Annotated in this window: 14 protein-coding genes; 9 read left to right on the forward strand and 5 right to left on the reverse strand. The window is 60.6% G+C overall.

Annotated features, from left to right (window positions below):
* Positions 1-496 precede the first annotated feature (496 nt).
* From AMM33_RS17765 to AMM33_RS17800, 8 genes are all read left to right on the forward strand, one after another.
* Positions 497-1,678 carry a CaiB/BaiF CoA transferase family protein gene (locus tag AMM33_RS17765; protein ID WP_090142608.1) on the forward strand — a complete coding sequence of 394 codons (1,182 nt, stop codon included), beginning with the start codon at positions 497-499 and terminating at the stop codon, positions 1,676-1,678.
* A gap of 292 nt (positions 1,679-1,970) precedes the next feature.
* Positions 1,971-3,335, forward strand: coding sequence for an MmgE/PrpD family protein (locus AMM33_RS17770; RefSeq protein ID WP_090142609.1), 1,365 nt, complete (start codon positions 1,971-1,973; stop codon positions 3,333-3,335).
* A gap of 59 nt (positions 3,336-3,394) precedes the next feature.
* On the forward strand, positions 3,395-4,234 hold the full coding sequence (locus AMM33_RS17775; protein ID WP_228768219.1) for an HpcH/HpaI aldolase/citrate lyase family protein: 840 nt from the start codon (positions 3,395-3,397) through the stop codon (positions 4,232-4,234).
* A gap of 125 nt (positions 4,235-4,359) precedes the next feature.
* The gene (locus AMM33_RS17780) at positions 4,360-5,280 is read left to right on the forward strand and encodes a LysR family transcriptional regulator (RefSeq protein ID WP_090142611.1); all 921 of its coding nucleotides are present in this window, start codon (positions 4,360-4,362) and stop codon (positions 5,278-5,280) included.
* 124 nt (positions 5,281-5,404) lie between these two features.
* The gene (locus tag AMM33_RS17785; RefSeq protein WP_090142612.1) at positions 5,405-5,653 is read left to right on the forward strand and encodes an AbrB/MazE/SpoVT family DNA-binding domain-containing protein; all 249 of its coding nucleotides are present in this window, start codon (positions 5,405-5,407) and stop codon (positions 5,651-5,653) included.
* A 13-nt stretch (positions 5,654-5,666) separates the two neighbouring features.
* Positions 5,667-6,062 carry a type II toxin-antitoxin system VapC family toxin gene (locus AMM33_RS17790; RefSeq protein WP_090142613.1) on the forward strand — a complete coding sequence of 132 codons (396 nt, stop codon included), beginning with the start codon at positions 5,667-5,669 and terminating at the stop codon, positions 6,060-6,062.
* Between the two features lie 19 nt (positions 6,063-6,081).
* Positions 6,082-9,528 carry a site-specific DNA-methyltransferase gene (locus AMM33_RS17795; RefSeq protein WP_090142614.1) on the forward strand — a complete coding sequence of 1,149 codons (3,447 nt, stop codon included), beginning with the start codon at positions 6,082-6,084 and terminating at the stop codon, positions 9,526-9,528.
* Complete coding sequence (locus AMM33_RS17800; RefSeq protein WP_090142615.1) at positions 9,519-12,641, forward strand: DEAD/DEAH box helicase family protein; 3,123 nt, start codon at positions 9,519-9,521, stop codon at positions 12,639-12,641. Before AMM33_RS17795 ends, AMM33_RS17800 begins: the two co-directional genes overlap by 10 nt.
* A gap of 228 nt (positions 12,642-12,869) precedes the next feature.
* Here the strand turns inward: AMM33_RS17800 and AMM33_RS17805 are convergent, their stop codons facing one another.
* Together AMM33_RS17805 and AMM33_RS17810 are read right to left on the reverse strand one after the other, a co-directional pair.
* Positions 12,870-14,201 (reverse strand): type II toxin-antitoxin system HipA family toxin, encoded by a 1,332-nt coding sequence (locus AMM33_RS17805; RefSeq protein ID WP_090142616.1) that lies wholly within the window; start codon positions 14,199-14,201, stop codon positions 12,870-12,872.
* Positions 14,201-14,479 (reverse strand): XRE family transcriptional regulator, encoded by a 279-nt coding sequence (locus tag AMM33_RS17810; RefSeq protein WP_090142617.1) that lies wholly within the window; start codon positions 14,477-14,479, stop codon positions 14,201-14,203. Before AMM33_RS17810 ends, AMM33_RS17805 begins: the two co-directional genes overlap by 1 nt.
* A gap of 249 nt (positions 14,480-14,728) precedes the next feature.
* On the opposite strand from AMM33_RS17810, the gene AMM33_RS17815 reads away from it, so the two are divergent.
* Entirely contained in the window at positions 14,729-15,913 is a 1,185-nt protein-coding gene (locus AMM33_RS17815; RefSeq protein ID WP_090142618.1) for an ATP-binding protein, read from the forward strand.
* 148 nt (positions 15,914-16,061) lie between these two features.
* Here the strand turns inward: AMM33_RS17815 and AMM33_RS17820 are convergent, their stop codons facing one another.
* From AMM33_RS17820 to AMM33_RS17830, 3 genes are all read right to left on the reverse strand, one after another.
* Entirely contained in the window at positions 16,062-17,282 is a 1,221-nt protein-coding gene (locus AMM33_RS17820) for a CaiB/BaiF CoA transferase family protein (RefSeq protein WP_090142619.1), read from the reverse strand.
* Complete coding sequence (locus tag AMM33_RS17825; RefSeq protein WP_090142641.1) at positions 17,279-19,147, reverse strand: acyclic terpene utilization AtuA family protein; 1,869 nt, start codon at positions 19,145-19,147, stop codon at positions 17,279-17,281. The genes AMM33_RS17820 and AMM33_RS17825 overlap by 4 nt, the downstream gene beginning before the upstream one ends.
* 297 nt (positions 19,148-19,444) lie before the next feature.
* Positions 19,445-21,487 (reverse strand): acetyl/propionyl/methylcrotonyl-CoA carboxylase subunit alpha, encoded by a 2,043-nt coding sequence (locus tag AMM33_RS17830; RefSeq protein WP_090142620.1) that lies wholly within the window; start codon positions 21,485-21,487, stop codon positions 19,445-19,447.
* Positions 21,488-21,490: the final 3 nt, after the last annotated feature.

Consider the following 21,490-nt stretch of genomic DNA (forward strand, 5'->3'; position numbering starts at 1 on the left):
ACATTGAATTTGTAGGAGCCCACCCCGTGGGCGATAAGGCGTGGCACACGCCCTGCAAACCATCGCCCACAGGGGTGGGCTCCTACGGGTGGCCAGGTCTTTGCATTGTCAATCGCACCCATGCACGAACATCGATCCAACGCTTAGAAGTTTTGCAAGAACACCGCATGCCGCCTCTTCATGTAGGAGCCCACGCCGTGGGCGATAAGGCGTGGCACACGCCCTGCAAACCATCGCCCACAGGGGTGGGCTCCTACGGGTGGCCAGGTCTTTGCATTGTCAATCGCACCCATGCACGAACATCGATCCAACGCTTAGAAGTTTTGCAAGAACACCGCATGCCGCCTCTTCATGTAGGAGCCCACCCCGTGGGCGATAAGGCGTGGCACACGCCCTGCAAACCATCGCCCACAGGGGTGGGCTCCTATGGGGACGCGCGCACCGGTGTGCAAGAAACGCACTTCACCATATTCCATCATCTTGAGGCTGGATCGACATGACAAGACCTCTGGACGGCATCACCGTCGTCTCTCTCGAACACGCGATCGCCGCGCCGTTTTGTACGCGGCAACTGGCCGACCTGGGCGCACGCGTCATCAAGATCGAACGCCCCGGCGCAGGCGACTTTGCCCGCGCCTACGACACGCGGGTTTGCGGCCAGTCCTCGCACTTTGTGTGGACCAACCGCTCTAAAGAAAGCCTGACGCTGGACCTCAAAAACCCCGACGCGATGGCCGTGCTGAACAGCCTGCTGCAAAGCGCCGACGTGCTGGTGCAAAACCTCGCGCCCGGCGCGGCTGCACGCATGGGTTTGTCGTTCGAGGCGCTCAGCCCCAAACACCCGAAGTTGATCGTGTGCGACATCTCGGGCTACGGCGAAGACGGCCCCTACCGCGACAAAAAAGCCTACGACCTCTTGATTCAGAGCGAGGCGGGCATGTTGTCCATCACGGGCACGCCCGAAGACCCGTCGAAAACCGGCAACTCGATTGCGGACATTGCGGCCGGTATGTACGCCTACACCAACATCCTGTCGGCCCTGGTGCTGCGCGGCAAAACCGGCCAGGGCAGCCACATCGACGTGTCCATGCTCGAAGCGCTGGCCGAGTGGATGGGTTACCCGCTGTACTACGCCTACGACGGTGCCACTCCGCCGCCACGCAGCGCAGCCTCACACGCCAGCATCTATCCCTATGGCCCGTTTGCGGCGGGCGACGGTGGCACCGTGATGTTGGGCCTGCAAAACGAACGCGAGTGGAAAGTGTTTTGCGAAGTGGTGCTGGGCGATGCCGCTCTGGCCAACGATCCGCGTTTTTGCACCAACGCCTTGCGCAACGTCAACCGAGCGCAGCTCAAGCAAATCATCTTGGGCGTGTTTGCCCCCATGACCACGTCCGAGGTCGAGGCGCGGCTGGACCAGGCGCAAATTGCCAACGCCCGCATGAACGACATGGCCGGTGTCTGGGCGCACCCGCAGCTCAAGGCGCGCGAGCGCTGGCACAAGGTGGGCTCACCTGCGGGCGACATCCCCGCCCTGCTGCCGCCCGGGCGCAACAACCGCTACGACTACCGCATGGACCCCGTACCCGCCGTGGGTGAGCACACCGAAGCCATCTTGCGCGAGCTGGGGCTGGACCATGCGGCGGTGCAGGCCTTGCGCGATGCAAAGGCCATTTGAGTTAAGCGGTCTATGAATCCCCCCCGTAGGTCGGCGGCTTCAGCCCCGACATTGACTCTGTGCCGGAGTCCACAAACGTCGGAGCTCAAGCTACCGACCTACAAGGCAAGGCCTGTGGTTTTCCGTAGGTCGGCGGCTTCAGCCCCGACATTGACTCTGTGCCGAAGCCCACAAACGTCGGAGCTAAAGCTACCGACCTACAGGGCGAGGCCTGTGGTTTTCCGTAGGTCGGCGGCTTTAGCCCCGACAGGGATCAGCCAAGCCATTTGAGACAAAACACAAGGAGACAGCCATGACCCACAACACGACATCCAACACCGCCCAACTCGCCGCCTTTGCCGCAGGCCTTCGCTTCGAGGACATTCCCGAGCCGGTGGTCCGCAAGATCGAAGACCTGCTGGTCGATTGGTTCGGCTCGGCCGTGGCCGGGCACGGCTCGCGCCCGGTGGAGACCATCACCCGCTTTGCGCAGGCCATGGGTCCTGCACAAGGCCCGTCCGAAGTCATCATCAACGGCGCACGCACCACGCCGTATTTGGCCGCCATGGCCAACGCGGCCGCCTCGCATGTGGCCGAGCAAGACGATGTGCACAACGGCTCGGTGTTCCACCCGGCCACGGTGGTGTTTTCGCCTGCTGTGGCGGTGGCCCAAGCCCTGGGCGCGAGCGGCCAGCAACTGCTGGCCGCATCGGTGGTCGGCTACGAAGTCGGCATCCGTGTGGGTGAATTTTTGGGGCGCTCGCACTACCGCGTGTTCCACACCACCGGCACCGCAGGCACGCTGGCCGCAGCAGCGTCCGTGGGCCACCTGCTGGGCCTGAACGCACAGCAAATGCAGCACGCGCTGGGCTCGGCCGGCACGCAGTCGGCGGGCTTGTGGGAGTTCTTGCGCACCGCCGCCGACAGCAAGCAACTGCACACCGCGCACGCGGCCGCAGCGGGCCTCATGTCAGCCTACTTGGCCCAAGACGGCTTCACGGGCGCTGCAGAAATTTTGGAAGGCCCGCAGGGCATGGCTGTGGGCATGTCGAGCGACGCCGACCCGAGCCGCTTGGTGGACGGCTTGGGTACGCGATGGGCCACGGCCGAGACCTCGTTCAAGTACCACGCCAGCTGCCGCCACACCCACCCGGCGGCCGATGCGCTGCTGCATGTCATGCAGACGAATGGCCTGAAGCTCGACGACCTGGCCCAAGTGGTGACCCATGTGCACCAAGGCGCGATCGACGTGCTCGGCCCGGTGGTGCAACCCACCACGGTGCACCAGAGCAAGTTCTCCATGGGCACGGTGCTGGCGCTGGTGGCGCAGCACGGCCACGCAGGCCTGACCGAATTCGACCGCGACTTTTTGAGCCAGCCAACGCAGGCCCTGCGCGACAAAGTCAGCATGGTGCTCGACGCCGAAGTGGACACCGCCTACCCCAAACGCTGGATCGGTAAAGTCACCGTCACCACCACCGACGGCCGCGTGCTGCACGGCCGCGTGGACGAGCCCAAGGGCGACCCGGGCAACACGCTCTCGCGTCAGGAGATCACCGACAAGGCCCTGCGCTTGGCTGCCTTCAGCGGCGGTGCCACGCCCGAAGCCATGCGCCAAAGCGTGGACGCGCTCTGGCAAGTGGCCACTTGGCCCAAGGTGGGGGCTTTGCTGTCATGAGCGGGCCAGTGTCTGCACAAGAAGCCGCCCAGGCTCCCACCCACGGGCTGCCATCGCCGCTGACACAGGCACAGTCTTCGGCACTTGCACTCGCGCGCAGTTTTTTGTTTGTGCCCGGCAACCGCCCCGAGCGCTTTGCCAAGGCCTTGGCCAGCGGCGCAGATGCGGTGATCATCGACCTCGAAGACGCAGTGCCGCTGGACGCCAAAGACGCGGCACGCACGGCACTGCTCAGCGCCTGGTCGGGCTTTGACGCGGCCGAGCGCGCACGCCTCTTGGTGCGCGTCAACCCGGCCGGCACGCCCTGGCACGCAGCTGACTTGGCTGCGCTGGGCGGCTTGCCTGGCCTGGGCGCGGTCATGCTGCCCAAGGCCGAAAACCCACAGCAAGTCGAACACGCTTTCATGGCCAGCGGCGTGCCGGTCTTGCCTTTGATTGAAAGCGCCGAAGGCGTGGGGCAGTTGGATGCCACAGCCCGCGCACAAGGCGTCTTGCGCTTGGGGCTGGGGCACATTGATTTGCAGGCCGATTTGGGGCTCAGCTGCGGACCCGATGAAGCCGAACTCGCCCCCATCCGTGTGGCGTTGGTCGTGGCCTCGCGCCGTGCAGGCTTGCCCGCCCCGGTGGACGGCGTGACCACCGCCACCACCGACGCCGAGGTGCTGGCGCGCGACGCGCAGCGCAGCCTCCGCTTTGGCTTTGGCGCCAAGTTGTGCATCCACCCTGCGCAGGTGGCGGGCGTGCACCAGGCCCTGGCCCCGACCGAAGCCGAATGCGCCTGGGCCGAGCGCGTGCTGGCGGCCGAGGTGCAAGCCCAAGGCGGCGCGTTCAGCGTGGACGGCAAGATGGTCGACCCGCCGGTGCTGCTGCTGGCGCGTCAGATTTTGCTGACCCTGTAGGAGCCCACCCCTGTGGGCGATGATTTGGTGTGGCGGTATGCGGAGAATCGCCCACGGGGTGGGCTCCTACCCAAACCCCCCATCCGCGTCGCCGCTCCACCCCACCCCACTGGCACAATCCCCCCATGTCTGTTCATTTCGATCTGGTGGATTTGCGTCTCATGGTGCGGGTGGCCGAAGCCAACAGCCTCACCAAGGGGGCTGAGGCTTCGCACATCTCGCTGCCTGCGGCCAGCACGCGCATCAAAAACCTTGAAGAAAGCATCGGCGCCAAGCTGCTCAACCGCCACAGCCAGGGCGTGACGCTCACGCCACCGGGGCAAGCCTTTGTGCACCGGGCGAGGTTGGTGCTGGGCCAGATCGAACACCTGCGCGGCGACTTGCAGGAATACGCCAGCGGCATCAAAGGCCACCTGCGCGTGTACGCCAACACCACCGCCCTGGGCGAGTTCTTGCCCGAGGTGCTCAAGCGCTACCTGGCCACGCACCCGGACGTGAACATCGATCTGCAAGAAAAACTGTCCAACGAAATCGTGCGCGCCGTGATGGACGGCAAGACCGACATCGGCATCGTGGCCGGATCAGTCCGCACTGAAAACCTGCAAACCCTGCCTTATCGCTCCGACAGCCTGGTGCTGGTGGTGCCGCATCTGCACCCTGTGGCGGACTTGCCCAGCATGCCGCTGATCGACGCGCTGGAGTTTGACCATGTGGGCCTGCACGAAGCCAGCGCGCTGCATGGGTTCTTGAACCGCGAATGCGAGCAGCTCAACAAGCCGCTCAAGGTGCGCATTCAGGTCAGCAGCTTCGAGTCGGCCTGCCGCATGATCGAAGCCGGTGTGGGCGTGGGCGTGCTGCCCGAATCGGCTGCCCGCCGCCACGCCCGCAGCATGGCCATCCGCCTGGTGCCGCTGTCAGACGCCTGGGCCATCCGTTCCATGCAAATTTGCGTGCGCAACTTCGACGAACTGCCCAACTTTGCGCGGGACTTGATTGATTTGTTGTCAGAGGATGCGCGGCTGGCACAACCCGCATTGATTGACTGACCCAAGCTTCAAGAATGGGCAAGGGATTGGGCAGACCTTTCGAACAAGCGGGGTGACCGTGCCGGGCTTTCTTCTGAAGACAGTATTACTGACATAAAATCAAGTAAGACTTTCAGGAGTTCGCATGAGCACCACCCTCACCATCAAAGGCCAAGTCACCATCCCCAAGCCCATCCGCGATGCCATGGGTTTGACCCCAGGCAGCGCCATCGACTTTGCCGTCAACCGCAACGGCGAAGTGGTGCTGCACAAAGCCGACAGCGGCAAGGCCACCCGCAAGGCCAAGCCCCAGCCTGACCGCTTTGAAGCCGCCCGAGGCAAAGCCGACGTGGCCTGGAAAACGCAAGACCTGATGGCCTTGCTGCGTGGTTGAGCCGTCACTTCGCATGCTGGTCGACACCAACGTCCTGGTGGACGTGCTTGAAAACGATCCCACATGGGCCGACTGGTCCATTGCGCAACTTCGCGCCCAGGCGCAAATCCACCGCCTGGTCATCAACCCCGTGATCTACGCCGAACTGTCGCTGACCTTCAGCACCGTGGAGGCGCTGGACGCCACGCTGGCTGACTTGCAAATCCCGGTGATCGAGACACCCAAGCCCGCGCTGTTTTTGGCGGGCAAAGCCTTTGTGCAATACCGCAGGCAAGGTGGCACCAAAACCAATGTGCTGGCCGACTTTTTTATTGGCGCACATGCTGCGGTGGCGGGCTTGCCCGTGCTGACGCGGGATGTGCGGCGGTATGCGAGCTACTTTCCTACGGTGCGATTGATCGCGCCTTGAATCAATTGAAGAGAAAAAGATGACACAAGAAAAAACCCCATTCAGCCAATTCCAAACATTTCTGGGCGAAATGTTCCAGTTTGACCACAACGAGTTGGACTTTGGCTTGTTCAAGGTCCTGCGCCTCAAACGCACTTACATTGAGCAATTCATCAATGGCAATGGACCGCAGGATTTGCGCAGCATCGTCACCCGTGAGCTGGACGCCATTCGTTCGGCTGATGATGCAGACGAACGCCAATGGCTGGCCAACCGTTGCGAACACCTTGGGCCGAAGCCCCGCAAGGCCTGGGACAACGTGTTGGGCCATGTGCAAGACGCCAAGTTGCACGATGTGTTGCGCAAGGCCATTGAGCAAGCAGAAGAAGACGACAAACTCACGTTGACCATGGAGCGACTGGACCGCTGGCTGCAATCTCAGCAGCACAGTGCCAGTCATCTGGAGGCCCAGCTCTACAACTACCTGCTGAACTTCTTTGAGCTGTATTACCAAAACGGCGATTTTGGCTACAACAGCCGCGCCAACAGCGCCTTCAAAGTGCCCTACGAGGCCGACTACGACGGCACGGACACGATGTTTCACTACAAACACAAGGACTGCTACTACATCAAAACCGCCAACAGCTTCCCAGAAGTGCGGATGGACGTGCTGGGCAAGAAGCTGGTGTTTCGTTTGCAGGCCGGTGGCGATGGCGAAGCCACCGCCCAAAACAACAACAAAGACGCAGACATCAAGCTTTACAAGCTGGTCGGCGTGGCCGAGCAAGACGGCGAATGTGTGGTGAGCTTTCAGCTGGCCAAGGCTGGTACACCCAAGGCCGAGATTTACCCGCAAGTCATGCAGGCACTCATGGGCCATGAAGCGGGCAGTGCCGACATCCAGCGCTACCTCTGGCAAAAGAGCACCGATGGCGTCAAGCCCATCTTCAAAGACTTGGGGCGCGACCACGACAAAACCGAAGGCGGGCAGGTCAAAGGCATCAACCAGTTGCGCTTGTCAGTCGACACTTACTTGGAAGCGCTGTCCAAACAAGACGCCTTCAAAGCAATGGGCAAAAACGCCCCTGAACGACAAAAAGCGCTGGAAGACGATGCCACCGCCCAAGCCCTGCTGCTAATCGACAAAAACCTCAACCGCTTTTACGTAGGGCAAGACGCTGACTACTTCATCCACAAAGACCTGCACGGTTTTTTGAGCCGAGAAAAAGACCGCTTCATCAAGAACGTCATCTTCAGCAACCTCGACGCCTTGTTGGAATTGCGCGCCGATGCCGCCACCCGCGTGATTGCCCGCGCTTTTAACGCCGTGGCCAGCCGACTTATCGAGTTTTTGGACGCGACCGAAACCTTTCAAAAGAACCTGTTCACCCTTAAAAAGAAAGTCATCGACACGCATTGGCTGATCTCGCTGGGCAAGATTCCCCAAACCTATTGGCCGCGCCTGCTGGCCCATGCGCCGCTGCGTGACTATTGGCAGCACGAATTCAAGCAAACCGTGAGCGCCAACGCCACACTGAAAGACCTGCAAGCCCTGCCCACGCTGGTGGTGGACACCAGCCTCTTCACCAGCGAACAAGACAAAGCCTTGATCGACGAGATCCTGTCCGATCCTGCGTTTGACCATCTGGACGAACAAACAGACGGGCTGTTGATTCACTCTGAGAACTGGCAGGCGCTCAACCTGCTGCAAGAGAAGTTTCGCGAACGCATCCAGTGCATCTACATCGACCCACCTTACAACACGGGTGGTGATGGCTTTCTCTACAAAGACAGTTTTCGGCATTCAAGCTGGGCCGCGATGATGGCTGATCGATTGGCCTTGGCCAAGCCTCTGCTGGGCTCACACGGTGTGTTGTTTGCCAGCATTGATGACAAGGAGCGGTTGAGTTTGGAGCGCTTGCTTGCCGATACCTTTGGCGCAGAAAACCGGGTGGAAGAGTTGATTTGGGCGCAGAACACCAACAAAAATAAATCACCAACGTATTCGACCAACCACGAATATGTGGAGGTATTTGCGCGCAGCTTACCCGCAGTCAGTCAGGCTCCTTCTATGTTCCGTGAACCCAAGCCAGGCTTTTCGGCCGTGATGGAGCTGGTGGAAAAACTGAATATCGATTACCCGAAGATCGATTTCGTTGAAAAAGAGATCAAGGCACTCTTCGATCAACACAAAGTTGACTTGACGGAAGAACTGGAAGAGCAGGGGTTGGAGTACGACAAAACGCTCGATTCGTGGAAAGGTTTGTACAACTACAACAGAGCCGAATATCGCGATGCAGATGGAAAGTTAGTTTCGGAAGGTAAGGCAATAGAAAAAAAAGCCAGTATTTGGATTTGGCGTGAGAGTGATGTGTCGATGCCTCAAGTCAAACAAGATTCTCAAAAAGCGGAATTTCGTGATCCTCAATCGCCTACATACCGTTTTTACACGCCCAAGCACCCAATCACCGGTATAGAAGTGCCAGCGCCGAAAAGGGGTTGGGCATGGCCCTATAACAGGATGGAAGGGCAGACCTCTTGTTTTGTCGAGTTGGATGATGACCATCGCATCGAATGGGGTGACGGAAAGAAAGCCAAGATCCCGCAAATCAAACGTTATTTACACGAAACAGACACCATCGTAGGTAAATCGGTGGTGATTGATTATTCGGATGGTGAAAAAGATTTGACCGCTGTTTTTGGTAAAACAAGAACCTTTGCAAGCCCCAAGCCTGTGAGCTTGATTGATCGAATCATTCAGCAAACTGCAGAGTCTAAACAGTGGGTATTTGATTTCTTTGGGGGCTCTGGCACAACGGCTCATGCAGTCATTGCGGGAGAGGAAGAGCGAAAGTTTTTGCTTTCAGAAATGGGTGATCATTTTCATACAGTTTTGAAGCCCCGCATTGCACGTCTGATGTACAGTCCGCACTGGAAAAACGGTTCACCTAGCGCAGCCCATCGCCGCCGCCACATCGTGAAGGTGCAGCGACTGGAGCAGTATGAAGACGTGGTGAACAGCCTTGATAGCACTTGGGACAAATCCACGATGCCCCCCGGTGTGCCACTGCGCTACCTGTTCCGACCCGAGCAGAACACGGTGCGCCAATCGCTCAACCTGAGCCAGCCATTTGCCAACAGCCTGCGTGCAGGCAAGCTGGGTGATTTGGCCTCGGTGGACTTGCTGGAAACCTGGGCTTTGTTGCAGGGCTACTGGGTGCGCACGCGCAAGGTGATGGCGCAAAGCGGCAAACGCTACGCGGTGCTGGAAACCGAATGTGGCTGCTTGGTGCTGTTGCGTGACATTACCGAGGGTGAAGACGACAGCGTGGCCGTGAACGCCATTGCGGCCAGCTACACCAACGCCGATGGCAGCGCGCGCGTTCAGCGCCTGGAGCTGAACCAATGGGTCGACCTGCGAAAAATCAAGCTGCCATGCACGCTGATCACCGCCAGCGACTTTGACCGGGGCACATCATGGAACTGAGGCTCTACAACAGCCTGAAGTTTGGCTTGCTGGGCGGTTTGGTTGCGGCCAGCGAAAGGCATGACGCGGCGTATCAAAAGGCGGTGGAGGCCTATGGCCCCGAGTCGGAAACAGGCATCAAGAAATGGGCACGCGATTCGATTGCCGATTGGCTGGCCCGCTACAACCAGTTGGTCAGCCGCCCGGTGCGGCTGCGCTATTACCAAATTCTGGCCTTGTATTTCACCGAGGCCGTGCTGCGTGATGTGCGAGAGCAAGGCGCGGACAGGGGCGCAGAACTCAATGGCCTGCGCCGCAACATGCTGGCCTATTGGATGGCCACGGGCAGCGGCAAGACGCTGCTGATGCATCTGAATATCCTCCAATACATCGACCACATTGGCGGCATGCAGGCGTTTGACGAGTTGCAAATCATTTTGACCACGCCGGGTGTGAACCTGATTGACCAGCACCGCCGCGAGTTGACGCCGCTGGTGGACGCGCTCAACCGCCAGTGCGCCAATCGCATCAAGCTCACAGTGGAGTCCACTGGCAGCTTGCTCAACCACGAGCGGGGCTACTTCAACCTGCCACCATCCAGCCGGGTATTCCGTTTGGTGTTAGTGGACGAGGGGCACATTGGTTTGGCGGGTGGCGGCAAGGACGCGGGCGCTTTCAAGACGCTGCGACACAACCTAGCCGACTTTCCCAACGCCTTTTTGTTTGAGTATTCGGCCACCTACCACGGCATCAGTGACAAGCATGTGGCCGAGTACAGTGACCAGATTGTTTACGACTACAACTACTACCGTTTTTACAAAGACGGCTACGGCAAGGACTACAGCATTCAAAAAGTGGCATCGGACGGTGTTGCCAAGGGCGAGGAGGCGTGGACCAATTTCCAGCTGGCCTTTGAAACGCTGGCCGACAAGTTGTCTGTGCATGAAGAGCTGCGGCTGACCGATCACGGTCTGGGCTTTGTGAGCGCCTTTGCAGACAAACCGCTGATTGCCTTCATGGGCAACACGGTGGAGGACAAAAAGAAAGAGGGCAAAGGCGATGACGACGAGGTGTCGGACATTCGCAAACTGTTGGCTTACTTGGCCAAGCTGACGCCCACGCAACGCGCACGCTTGGCGTCGGTCTTTAACGGTGACCACGTAGGCCACCTGATGTTGACGCGTTGCGCTGCGGTCACGGACGAGATTTACCTGTCTTGGGGTGACGGCGCTTATTGGGGCATTGTCAACGTGGGCAATGGCGACAAGTTTTTCAACGAGTCCGAGGGCCACCCTGAACTGAAAGATGCACACGGCCTGCCGCTGGTCCAATTGCGCAAAGCGCCGATTGTGGAGCGACGTTTTCAGTTTGGCGACATTGACTTGCCGGGGTCACCCATCAATGTGCTGGTGGGCAGCCGCAAGTTTGCCGAGGGCTGGAACTGTTACCGCGTGTCGGTGATTGGTTTGATCAATTTGGGGTCTAGCAAGGGCAACAAGATCATTCAGATTTTTGGCCGTGGTGTGCGGCTCAAAGGCTTGCAGGCAGACGGTAAGCGCCGTTTCATTGCGCACGGCGATGACTACGATGCACTCATCGATGACGATACGCCCGAGAACCGTTTGCGCCGACTTGAAACGCTGAATGTTTTCAGCTTGAAAAGCACATATCTGGAAGTGTTCTTGAAGGGCTTGGAGCAGGAAATGCCGCGTTGGGTGTTGGAGCGCCGAGTGCCAGTTCATGCCCAAAGTCTGAAGCTGGGCAGGTCCAGTGAGTCGTTTGACCAATACGCTGCCAAGTTGCCCATTTTCAAGGTAGGCCGCGATGAGACCGAGCCACGCTTGTTGGCCACGCTCACATTTCAAAACGGAGAACCTAAATGGCAGTGGTCCTACTTTCATGCGGAAACAGAAGAAAGTGGTGAGCTGGCCCGTTTTTCAATCAGCATGGATGTTCGCCCGGATGTGACGGACACCCCGCATAACTTGGCCCAGCTTTTGCGCGACGCTGTTGCAGAAGGCCCCACCAGTTTCTTCCCATTGACGGAGATGGAGCTCAGGCTGCATGCTCTGCAACGTGGGCGGCGCATGCAGTTGTTGGTGCAAGAGGCATCAGGCCTGCGGCCTTTGAATTTACTGGACGTATTGAGGCTGGTGGACAGGGTGGATTACCACCGCAGCTGGTCGGACTGCAATTTTTTTGTACGTGAACAGTTGCTGTCTCAGACCTTGACCGAAACGATTTCCCAGCTGCACAACAAGTTGATTTATGACTTGAACAAACGCCGCTACCGCATTGGTGAGCCTTTGCGTCAGTCTTCACCCGGTGAGCCGGGTGACTTTGTGAGTCATTACGATTTGCGGCTGGAGTTTGGCCAAGAAGCAGACAAGCAAGGCTTTGAACGGCAATATCCTTCGCCGCAGTTGCCGACCCAGCTGCCGCTGGATTTGCTGGAATCACGACACATTTACGCGCCACTTTTCCAAAGTGCTGAAAACAAAGGCGTCACGCAAGGGCTCAGACTCAAAACACTGTCGATCAGTCCTGATGCATTGAATCCAGGTGAACGCAAGTTTGTGCAAGACATACACAACTTCTTGGCCAACCCGGTCAACCAGGGACGTTTAAGAGCCTTTGATTTTTATTTGATGCGCAACGTCGAGAGCTTGCGTTCAGTCGGTGTGTACCTGGAGACAGAGACCCGTGCGTATTACCCAGACTTTGTGCTTTGGGCCGTCAGCGATAAAAAGACCCATGTCATGCTGGTGGACCCCAAAGGTCAATCCGGCATCCAAGATTGGAATTCGTTGGAGGCCTTCAATGCCAAGGTGGCCATTGCAAAAAATGGTGATTTGGTGGAGTTGGCTAAAAAATTAACTTCACACGCTGGCAAAGCTTTTGCGGTGGATTCATTCATCTTGCTTCGCAAGTCCTCGCCGTTGGGGCAGGCGAAAGGTGATTACTACAACGAGAAAGAGGCCAACGATATGGAGAAATTGCATGTTCTGCACCTCAACTGGTCGCCTGCCGACGAACACGGAAACCGGGTTGATGAAGCAGGCGATCATGTTCCGATGCCGCCGGAAGAGCGTTGCTATGTGGAGCGGATGCTGGCGTGTGCTGGGCTTATCTGAACCGTTTACAAACCATATCCACCTCACCAAGCGCGCCACCTGCGCTTAACTCAAACCCAAATCCTCGTGCACGGTTTGGCCTGAGCTGTGGGGCAGTTCCACCACTATTTGGCGGTGTTGGGTTTGTGGGTTGGTAAAGTCACACGCCATGTTGTTGATCGGCCTAGTCAAGACCGTGGCTTCGATGTGTTGTTTGAGCAAATGTCGTTGTTGCTGAGCTCGAACCAGTCACCGTTCACCCAGCAAAGGCGAGCGCCCTATCTTGTTTGTTTCCGCTGCCAGCTTCGGCGGCGCAGAAAACCCCTCAAACGCATCGCTGGCCGCCCAGTCTCCCACGGCATACACGCGTTGATCGCGCAGGCCCTGAACGCCTTCGGCCCAAGCCAGCAGCATGCGTTTGCCAATGTCTTCAAAGCCGGGGTGGTCGGTCATGGCTTGGCGCACATCGCGGCCCACGTCGGCCACGGCGTCGCTGATGGCTTGCACCATGTGCAGCTGTTCTTTGGGCTGGATGCCGAAGGTGGCGGCGATGAACTTTTGCAGGTTCTTGCCGGGCAGCCAGGTTTTTTTGCCCATGAATCCAATGCCCGGCGGGTTGTGCTGAAAGCCCGCATACACGCTGGTGGTCAGCATGTCGTAGGTGGGCGACAGGTGAACGTCGGCGCGGCTGGTGTAGAGCAGGGCCAGGTTTTTGGCGTGGCAGTCGGCGTTGCGCAGTGCATAGGTCAGCAGCAAGGTGTTGGCCAGTTGGCGAAAGGTCTCCAGCCGCTGCGGTCCGGGCACATGGTCGCGCACAGCTTTGGCGATGCGCTCCCAAGTGGTGTCGTATTTGGCGGCAGGGCGCAGGCCCAGCAGGCTGCAAAAGTCTTCCATGCCCCAGTGGGGCTGGCCGTGCTCGTCCACATCAAAGAGGTGCACCACCAGGGCTTGACCGTCGTTGGACACTTGCGTGTGAGCCGTGGGCATGATGCGCCGCGCCACTTGCATGCACAGGTGTTCGTTCAAGGCCACAAAGGGCAGCCGGGCGCTGGAGCCTTTGACGATGTGCCGTCGGGTGATCAGGCTGGCTTTGGGGTTGGAGCCGAGTGGCTGGGCTTCTTCCGTTTGCGCGTCCAAAAACTTGGGCACCACGCCCGACACGCCGCTGGTGGCGTGTTCGCGCACCAGCGCGGCAAAGGCGGCTTCGGAGTTGTCGCCCTTGAGCAGCGCAGCCACGTCAATGGGCTTGGCGGGCTCGGTCAGCGTCGCGCCGGGGGCGGCCACTTGCAGGCGGCCGACCATGTTGCGGCCAATGACCGAGAGCAGTGCCGCAGGGCTGGCGCCAATGTGCGGGCCAAATTGTTCTTGCAGCACCTGCAGCAAATAGCCTTCGGGCAGGTTCATTTGCAGCACGGGCGGCAGCTGGTCGTCCCAGACATAGCTTTCGGTGCGCACCGGCATGGTGAGCGACACGAAGTCGTCTGGGGCCAAACCGGGGTGGTAAGTCAGCACGCTTTTGAAGTCGCCTGATGGCTCCAGCGTGGCCACTTCGCGGCCCAGCACATAGACGGACAGTGACATCAAGTGGCTCCTGACTCGGGTGTGGCTGTTTGCGAACGTTCACGCCGCAGCTCGTCCAGGTTGCCGCTCTGGCCCTGGGTCATCACGTTCAGCTCGGCCCCCAGAACGGCCAGCACCGCCAGCAGCTTGCGCGTGCCAAATTCAGCGCTGCGGCCGCGTTCGAAACGCGACAACGATTCCGCCGTCACGCCCGCCATGGCCGCGACATCGCCTTGCTTGAGGCCCAACTGTTTGCGACGTGCGGCCACGGCTTCACCGAGTTCTTGGAGGGTTTGCACTTGATTTTTACGTCAAAAAATTTAGAATTTGAAAGACATTTTGATTTAAATATCAAAAAATGCAAGACAAATCAGCTGTGACAACTCAAAAGCAAGGTCCAAGCAGACACTGCGCTGCGGCCCACAGCGCGAAGACTGGGGCCAACAAATCCACGCGCAGCCCCTTTCTCTAGCTTTTTCTAATAATGTATATCTCATGCTAGTTATACTTGCATATAAACTCATAGAGTTGAAGCAAAAGGAGACGCCATGGATGAAGTGAGAAACCCATTTGCGCCTGGCGCTGGGAGTCGGCCACCAGAGCTTGCGGGACGGGAAACCATCCTTCAGGACGCGCAGATCGCCATTCAAAGGGCGTTGTTAGGCAAGCCCAGTCGCTCACAGATGTTGCTGGGTTTGCGTGGCGTTGGAAAGACAGTGCTGCTGAACAAAATCGAAGAGTTGGCCGAAACCGCGGGACACCTGACATCCTCGATCGAAGCGCCAGAGGGAAAGGCGCTCAGTGAGTTGCTCGTGCCCAAAATCAACCAAGTCTTGCGTAAACTCTCGACTTCGGAGAGCGCGAAGGCCAAAGCCCATCAGGCTCTTCGGGCACTTCGATCTTTCGCTTCTGCGTTCAAGCTCTCGTACGGCGATGCTTCCATTTCGGTTGATCCGGAAGTAGGTATCGCGGACAGTGGTGATATGGAGGCGGATCTGCCCGAATTGTTCGTGCGCGTGGGTGAGGCTGCAAAGGCCGCAGGTAAGGCCTGGACGCTTCTCATTGACGAAGTACAGTACCTGCGCTCTAAAGATCTGGCCGCTCTGATCGTCGCACTCCACAAGGTGAACCAGAAAGACTTGCCTGTTTTGTTTTTCGGTGCGGGGCTGCCACAGGTTGCAGCACTTTCGGGCGATGCCAAATCCTATGCGGAACGGCTCTTTCACTATCCTGCGGTTGGTGCACTGGGGGAGGAGGATGCGGAGACCGCCATCAGGCAGCCTATCGAGGGTGAAGGTGAGGAGATTGACGACAACGCCATCAAAGAGATCTTGGCGAAGACCAAAGGCTATCCCTATTTCCTGCAAGAGTGGGGCTATCAGTGCTGGAACATCGGCAAGGGGCCGCGCATCCATCTCGAGGATGCATCAAAAGCAGCAGGGGAGGCGACAAAACGGCTTGACGAAGGCTTCTTCAAGGTTCGTTTTGACCGCTTAACGCCCAAGGAGCGAGAGTACGTGATCGCGATGGCCAAATTGGGTGCTGGACCGTACAGGTCATCAGATGTCGCAGAAGCACTGCAAGAAACGCATCAAAGTCTGGGTCCGCGGCGCGCGCAGATCATCAGCAAGGGAATGATTTATAGCCCATCTCACGGTGACATTGCCTTCACCGTACCCTTGTTCAACGAATACCTGATCCGCAACTACGTGGAAAAAGCGGGCAAAGAGTAGGTGTGCAGAGGGTAAATGAGCGCTGTTTGTGTGCTGCCTGATGCGCTCAAGGGGCATGGTTGCAGTGGCAGATGAGGCTTTCATGACCATGAGCCACCGAGCGCAAAGTCACTGCAACCACAGCCCCTGTTCACTTGCAATCACCCCCTCAAACCACCCCCCGCGCCACCAGCCCCGCCACTTGCGCCTCACTCAGCCCCAGCTCTTCGCGCAAGGCTTGCAGGCTGTGCTCACCCAGCTGTGGCGGTGCTTGGTGTGTCACGGGCGAAGCAGAGAAGTTCAGCGGGCTGCGCACCAGGCGCACGGTTTGGCCTGAGCTGTGGGGCAGTTCCACCACCATCTGGCGGTGTTGGGTTTGCGGGTCGGCAAAGACCTGGGCCATGTTGTTGATCGGTCCGGCCGGGACGTTGGCAGCGCTCAGTTGTTCCAGCAACTGGGCGCGGGGTTGTGTGCGCACCAGTGCCTGCAAGGCGCCCTGCAGTTCGCTGCGGTGGGCGATGCGTTGCATGTTGGTGGCAAAGCGGGGGTCGGCGGGCATGTCGGGTGCGCCCAGCACGGTGCACAGTTGGCCAAATTGCGTGTTGTTGCCCGCCGCGATGATGAGTCGGCCTTCGGCGCATTCAAAGACTTCGGACGGTGATGCAATCGGGTTGGTGTTGCCCACGCGTTGTGGCGATTGGCCGCTCATCAAATAACCCACGGCCAAGTGGCCGTTGAAGGCGACGGTGGCGTCCAGCATGGCCGCGTCGATGGCCTGGCCTTGGCCGGTTTTTTGGCGGTGCATCAGAGCGCCCAAAATCCCGATGGTGGCGTACAGCCCCGTCACCATGTCGGTCATGGGGATGGCGGTGCGCATGGGGCCGCCGCTGGGCTGATCGTCGGGCAGGCCGCAGGTGCTCATGGGCCCGGCCATGCCTTGCAAGATGAAGTCATACGCGGGCTTGGGCGCAGACGGCCCGGTCTGGCCAAAGCCGGTGACCGAGCAGTAGATCAGCTCGGGTTTCAGGCGTCGCAGGCTGTCGGCGTCCAGACCGTATTTGGCCAGGGACCCGACCTTGTAGTTCTCCACCACAACGTCGCAGCGCAGCGCCAGGTCGCGCACGATTTGCGCGCCTTCTTCGCTGGCTATGTCCACCGTGATGGATTGCTTGCCCCGGTTGTAGGCCAGGTACAGGGCCGAGTCGTTGCTGGGTTGGCCCGTGGCGGGATCTTGCAAAAAAGGCCCCATGCGCCGCGTGTCGTCACCTTCACCAGGTTTTTCAATCTTGTAAACCTTGGCCCCCATGTCGGCCAGGATCTGCGTGCACATGGGGCCGGCGATCACGCGGGTCAGGTCGAGGACCTTGATGCCTTCCAGAATGGGGTTCATGGCGTGTTGGCTTTCTGTGGGGTGTCGTGTTGGAAGTTGGCCAGCACCGAGGCAGGCACGCGCAGCGGCATGTCCAGCAGCATTTGTGCAAACGATTTGCCCAGCGGGTCCGAGCGCAAGCTGCACACGCCGCCGCCGCCCAGCGCTTGGTGCAACACAAAGTTCAGGGCTTGCAGGCCCGGCACTTCGTAGCGCAACACCGGCCCTTGCACGAGGTGGCTGAAATAGGCCTGCACCTGCGCTGCTTGCAGCTGTGCGCGCAGCCAGGCCCAGGCCTTGGGGTGCCGTGCAATCACGCCGATGTTTTCGTCATCGCCCTTGTCGCCACTGCGCGCCCAGGCCAGGTCGATGAGGCGGCAGTCGTGCAGGGGTTCGTTGTCGTGCGCGTTCTCAGGCAAGGTTGGGTTGGCAGGTGGCGTGGCTTCGGTGCGAGTTGTCTGCGTCGCAGCGCTGGCCGCGTGGTCACTGGCGTCCACGAGCTGATCGTCCAGCCGCATCTGCAAACGCACCTGCGTTTTGGGCAGCATGAACGAACACAGTTTGATGACTGGCTGAATATCTGCCCGCCCCGAAAACGAAGACCGCGTGCCCGGCCCCATGGAGGTGCCGCTGCTCGCGCATTCGCGTTGCAGCACCGCCAGGGCCTTGGCTTGTGCGTGTCGCACGGCGATGCGCAGCACCACCTCACGGGCGGTGTGGGCTTGTGCGTGCGGGCCGTAATGCGACTCGCCGCCCAGCAGCTCCACACAGGTCTCGCTGTAATCACCAAAGCCCTGCGCGGCCATCATGGCGCTTGAGCGGGTCAACAGGGCTTGCGCCGTGCGCTCGGCCTTGAGCGGCGCGTCGATGCCGCGAATGGCCAGCATCAACTGCAGTTGATAGCCGTCTTGCCAAGTGGCGTTGGCTTTGTAGTGTGTGGGGGCGGGCAGGCCGCGTGCGCCGCTGACTTTCACCGTGTCTTGGCCAGTGCGTTCCACCAGCACATGCCGCCAGTCGCACCCCACGTCGGGCATGAGGTAGTTCGCCGGGTCGCCCACTTCGTAAAGGATTTGTTCGGCCACCGCGCCGGGGTGGATCAGGCCGCCTGTGCTTTCGGGTTTGCTCAGCACCAGGCTGCCGTCTGGGGCCACGTCGATCACCGGGTAGCCAATATTCGCCCAGTTGGGCACGTCTTGCCAGTCGGTGAACAGGCCGCCCGTGGCCTGCGCGCCGCACTCGATCAGGTGGCCTGCCAGGGTGCCAGCCGACAGTCGGTCCCAGTCTTGCCACGACCAGCCGAACTCATGCACCAGTGCGCCCAGCACCACCGCGCTGTCCACGCAGCGGCCGGTGATGACCACATCCGCCCCGGCCGCCAGTGCTTGGGCAATGCCGCGTGCGCCCACATAGGCGTTGGCCGACAGGGGGCGCTCGGGCAAGGTTGCATCGGCCGTGGTGCGCACGCCCTGCGCGTGCAGCGCAGGCATCTGGGGCATCAGGTCATCACCCGTGAGCACCGCCACGCGCAGCGCGATGCCTTGCTTTTCAGCGACCTGCAGCAGCGCATCGCGGCAGCCTTCGGGGTTGAGGCCGCCCGCATTGGCAATGACCTTGATGCCCCGCTCGTGGATGGCCAACAGGTGCGGCGTCATGACGGCCTGCACGAAGTCGGTCGCGTAACCCAGCGCCGGGTCTTTGGCGCGGGCCTTGGCCAGGATGGCCATGGTGGTTTCGGCCAGGTAGTCGTAGACCAGATATTGCAGGTCCGGCACCTGCAAGAGCTGCGGCGTGGCCATGGCCGAGTCCCCCCAAAACCCGCAGGCCCCACCGATGCGCACGCGACCCTCTGTTGATCCGGCTTCCCTATTCGTAGGCGTTTCACCCATGGCACTGCTCCCGTAGGAGCCCACCCTGTGGGCGATTGGGCGTGGCACACGCCCACAAAACCATCGCCCACAGGGGTGGGCTCCTACGCCAAGAGGCACTGCCCAGATTCGCCTTCATATCGCCTCCGCTTCGATCTGCAGTATCGTTGAACCGAACCCCATATTCGTTTGAGTTTCAGCCACGGCGCTGCCCCCGTAGGAGCCCACCCTGTGGGCGATTGGGCGTGGCACACGCCCACAAAACCATCGCCCACAGGGGTGGGCTCCTACGCCAAGAGGCACTGCCCAGATTCGCCTTCATGCCGCCTCCGCTTCAATCTGCAGCAGCAGCGTGCCTTTGAGGGCCTGCCCCCCCGACTGCACGCGCAGCTCGCGCACCACGCCGGTGATCGGCGCGGTCAGTGTGTGTTCCATCTTCATGGCTTCGAGCACCAGCAGGCGCTCACCCGTCTGCACCGGCTGGCCTGGCGACACCATCACCTGTAAAACGCGGGCGGTGAGGGGGGCCAGCACTGCGCCGCTGCCAGCGCTTGCCTCGGCCTGGCCGTGGGCGACGGGGCAATCAAAAGTCCATGCACGGCCTGCATGAAAAATCTGCACCCCGTTCTCGGTGCGGGCGCTGCAAATTTGCTCGCGCAGGCCTTGGCACGCCAGCGCCAGTTCGGTGCGCGCGGCGTCTTGCCATTGCACATGGGTCAGGCTTGTGGTGCCGGTGTCGGCTTGGGCACTGCTGGCAGCACCCAGGGCCGTGCACTGCACCTGCCAGCCCATGCCCTGGGTGTGGATGCGGTAGCGCCAGCGCTGCTCGCCCCATTGCAGCAGGCCTTGCGCTTGGCCTTGCCCCAATGCACCTGCATGCACATGGCCATCGGCGGTGGTGGGCAAGTTGTGCACTTGGGCGGCCATGGCCGCCAGCGCCACGGTGTGCGCACTGGGCACGGGCGCGGCCGGTGGCAGGCCCATGCGTTCGGCCACAAAGCCGGTGTGCACGCGTGCGCCCTGCACAAACACCGCATCGGCCAGGCAGTCGGCCAAAAAGCCTTGGTTGCTGGGCAGGCCCAGCAGCACGCACTGGCGCACGGCCAACAGCAGCTTGCGCCGGGCTTCTTCGCGGTCACTGCCGTGCGCCACGATCTTGGCCACCATGGAGTCGTAATGCGGGCTGACCTGCCCGCCTTCGCGCAGCGCGCTGTCGATGCGCACATCGTGGCCCGTGCTCTGTGGTGTGGGCGGCCGCCAGCGCAGCACCGGGCCGGTCTGCGGCAAAAAGCCTGCGGGCACGTCTTCGGCCGTGAGCCGCACTTCGATGGCGTGGCCTTTGAGTTGGATGTCGGCCTGCTGCCAAGGCAGGGCCTGGCCGCTGGCCACACGCAGCTGCCACTCCACCAGGTCCAGGCCAGTGATGGCTTCGGTGACCGCGTGTTCGACCTGCAGCCGGGTGTTCATCTCCATGAAGTAGAACTGTCCCTCGGCGTCGAGCAGAAATTCCATGGTGCCCGCGCCGACATAGCCCATGGCGCGGGCGCTGTCCACCGCCACCTGGCCCATGCGTGCACGCAGCTCGGCGTTCACGGCGGGCGAGGGCGCTTCTTCGATCAGCTTTTGGTGACGCCGCTGCACCGAGCAGTCGCGCTCGCCCAGGTGCACCACATGCCCGTGGCTGTCGGCCAGCAGCTGGATCTCGACATGGCGCGGGTCGATGAGGGCGCTCTCCAGAATCAGCTCGTCCGACCCAAAAGCCGTGCGCGCTTCCGAGCGGGCCGAGGCCAGCGCCGCAGGCAGTGCATCGGGCGTGTCCACCCGCCGCATGCCGCGCCCGCCGCCACCGGCAGCGGCCTTGCACATGATGGGAAAGCCGATGCGCGCTGCTTCAAGAACAAACGCTTCGTCGCTTTGATCCTGACCTTCGTAGCCGGGAATGCAGGGCATGCCCCAGCCTTGCATCAGCCGCTTGGCCCCGGCCTTGTTGCCCATGGCGCGGATGCTGTCGCCAGACGGGCCAATGAACACCAGGCCAGCCGTGTCCACCGCGTCGGCAAAGGCATCGTTTTCAGACAAAAAGCCATAGCCCGGGTGCACCGCGTCGGCCCCGGCGAGTTGGGCCGCTTGCAGGATGGCCTCGATGTTCAGGTAGGACTGTGCAGGCGCTGCCGGGCCGATGCACACCGCGCGGTCAGCCGCTTGCACATGTGGGCTGTCACGGTCGGCTTCGGAATACACGGCCACGGTGCCATAGCCCAGGCGGCGCACGGTGCGCAGCACGCGCAGCGCGATCTCGCCGCGGTTGGCCACCAGCACGGTGTGGAAGGGGCGGATGTTTTTGGGTGTGTGCGTGGGCATGGA

It is taken from the genome of Limnohabitans sp. DM1 (genome assembly GCF_001269385.1).
In the GTDB taxonomy this organism is placed as follows: Bacteria; Pseudomonadota; Gammaproteobacteria; order Burkholderiales; family Burkholderiaceae_C; genus Limnohabitans_A.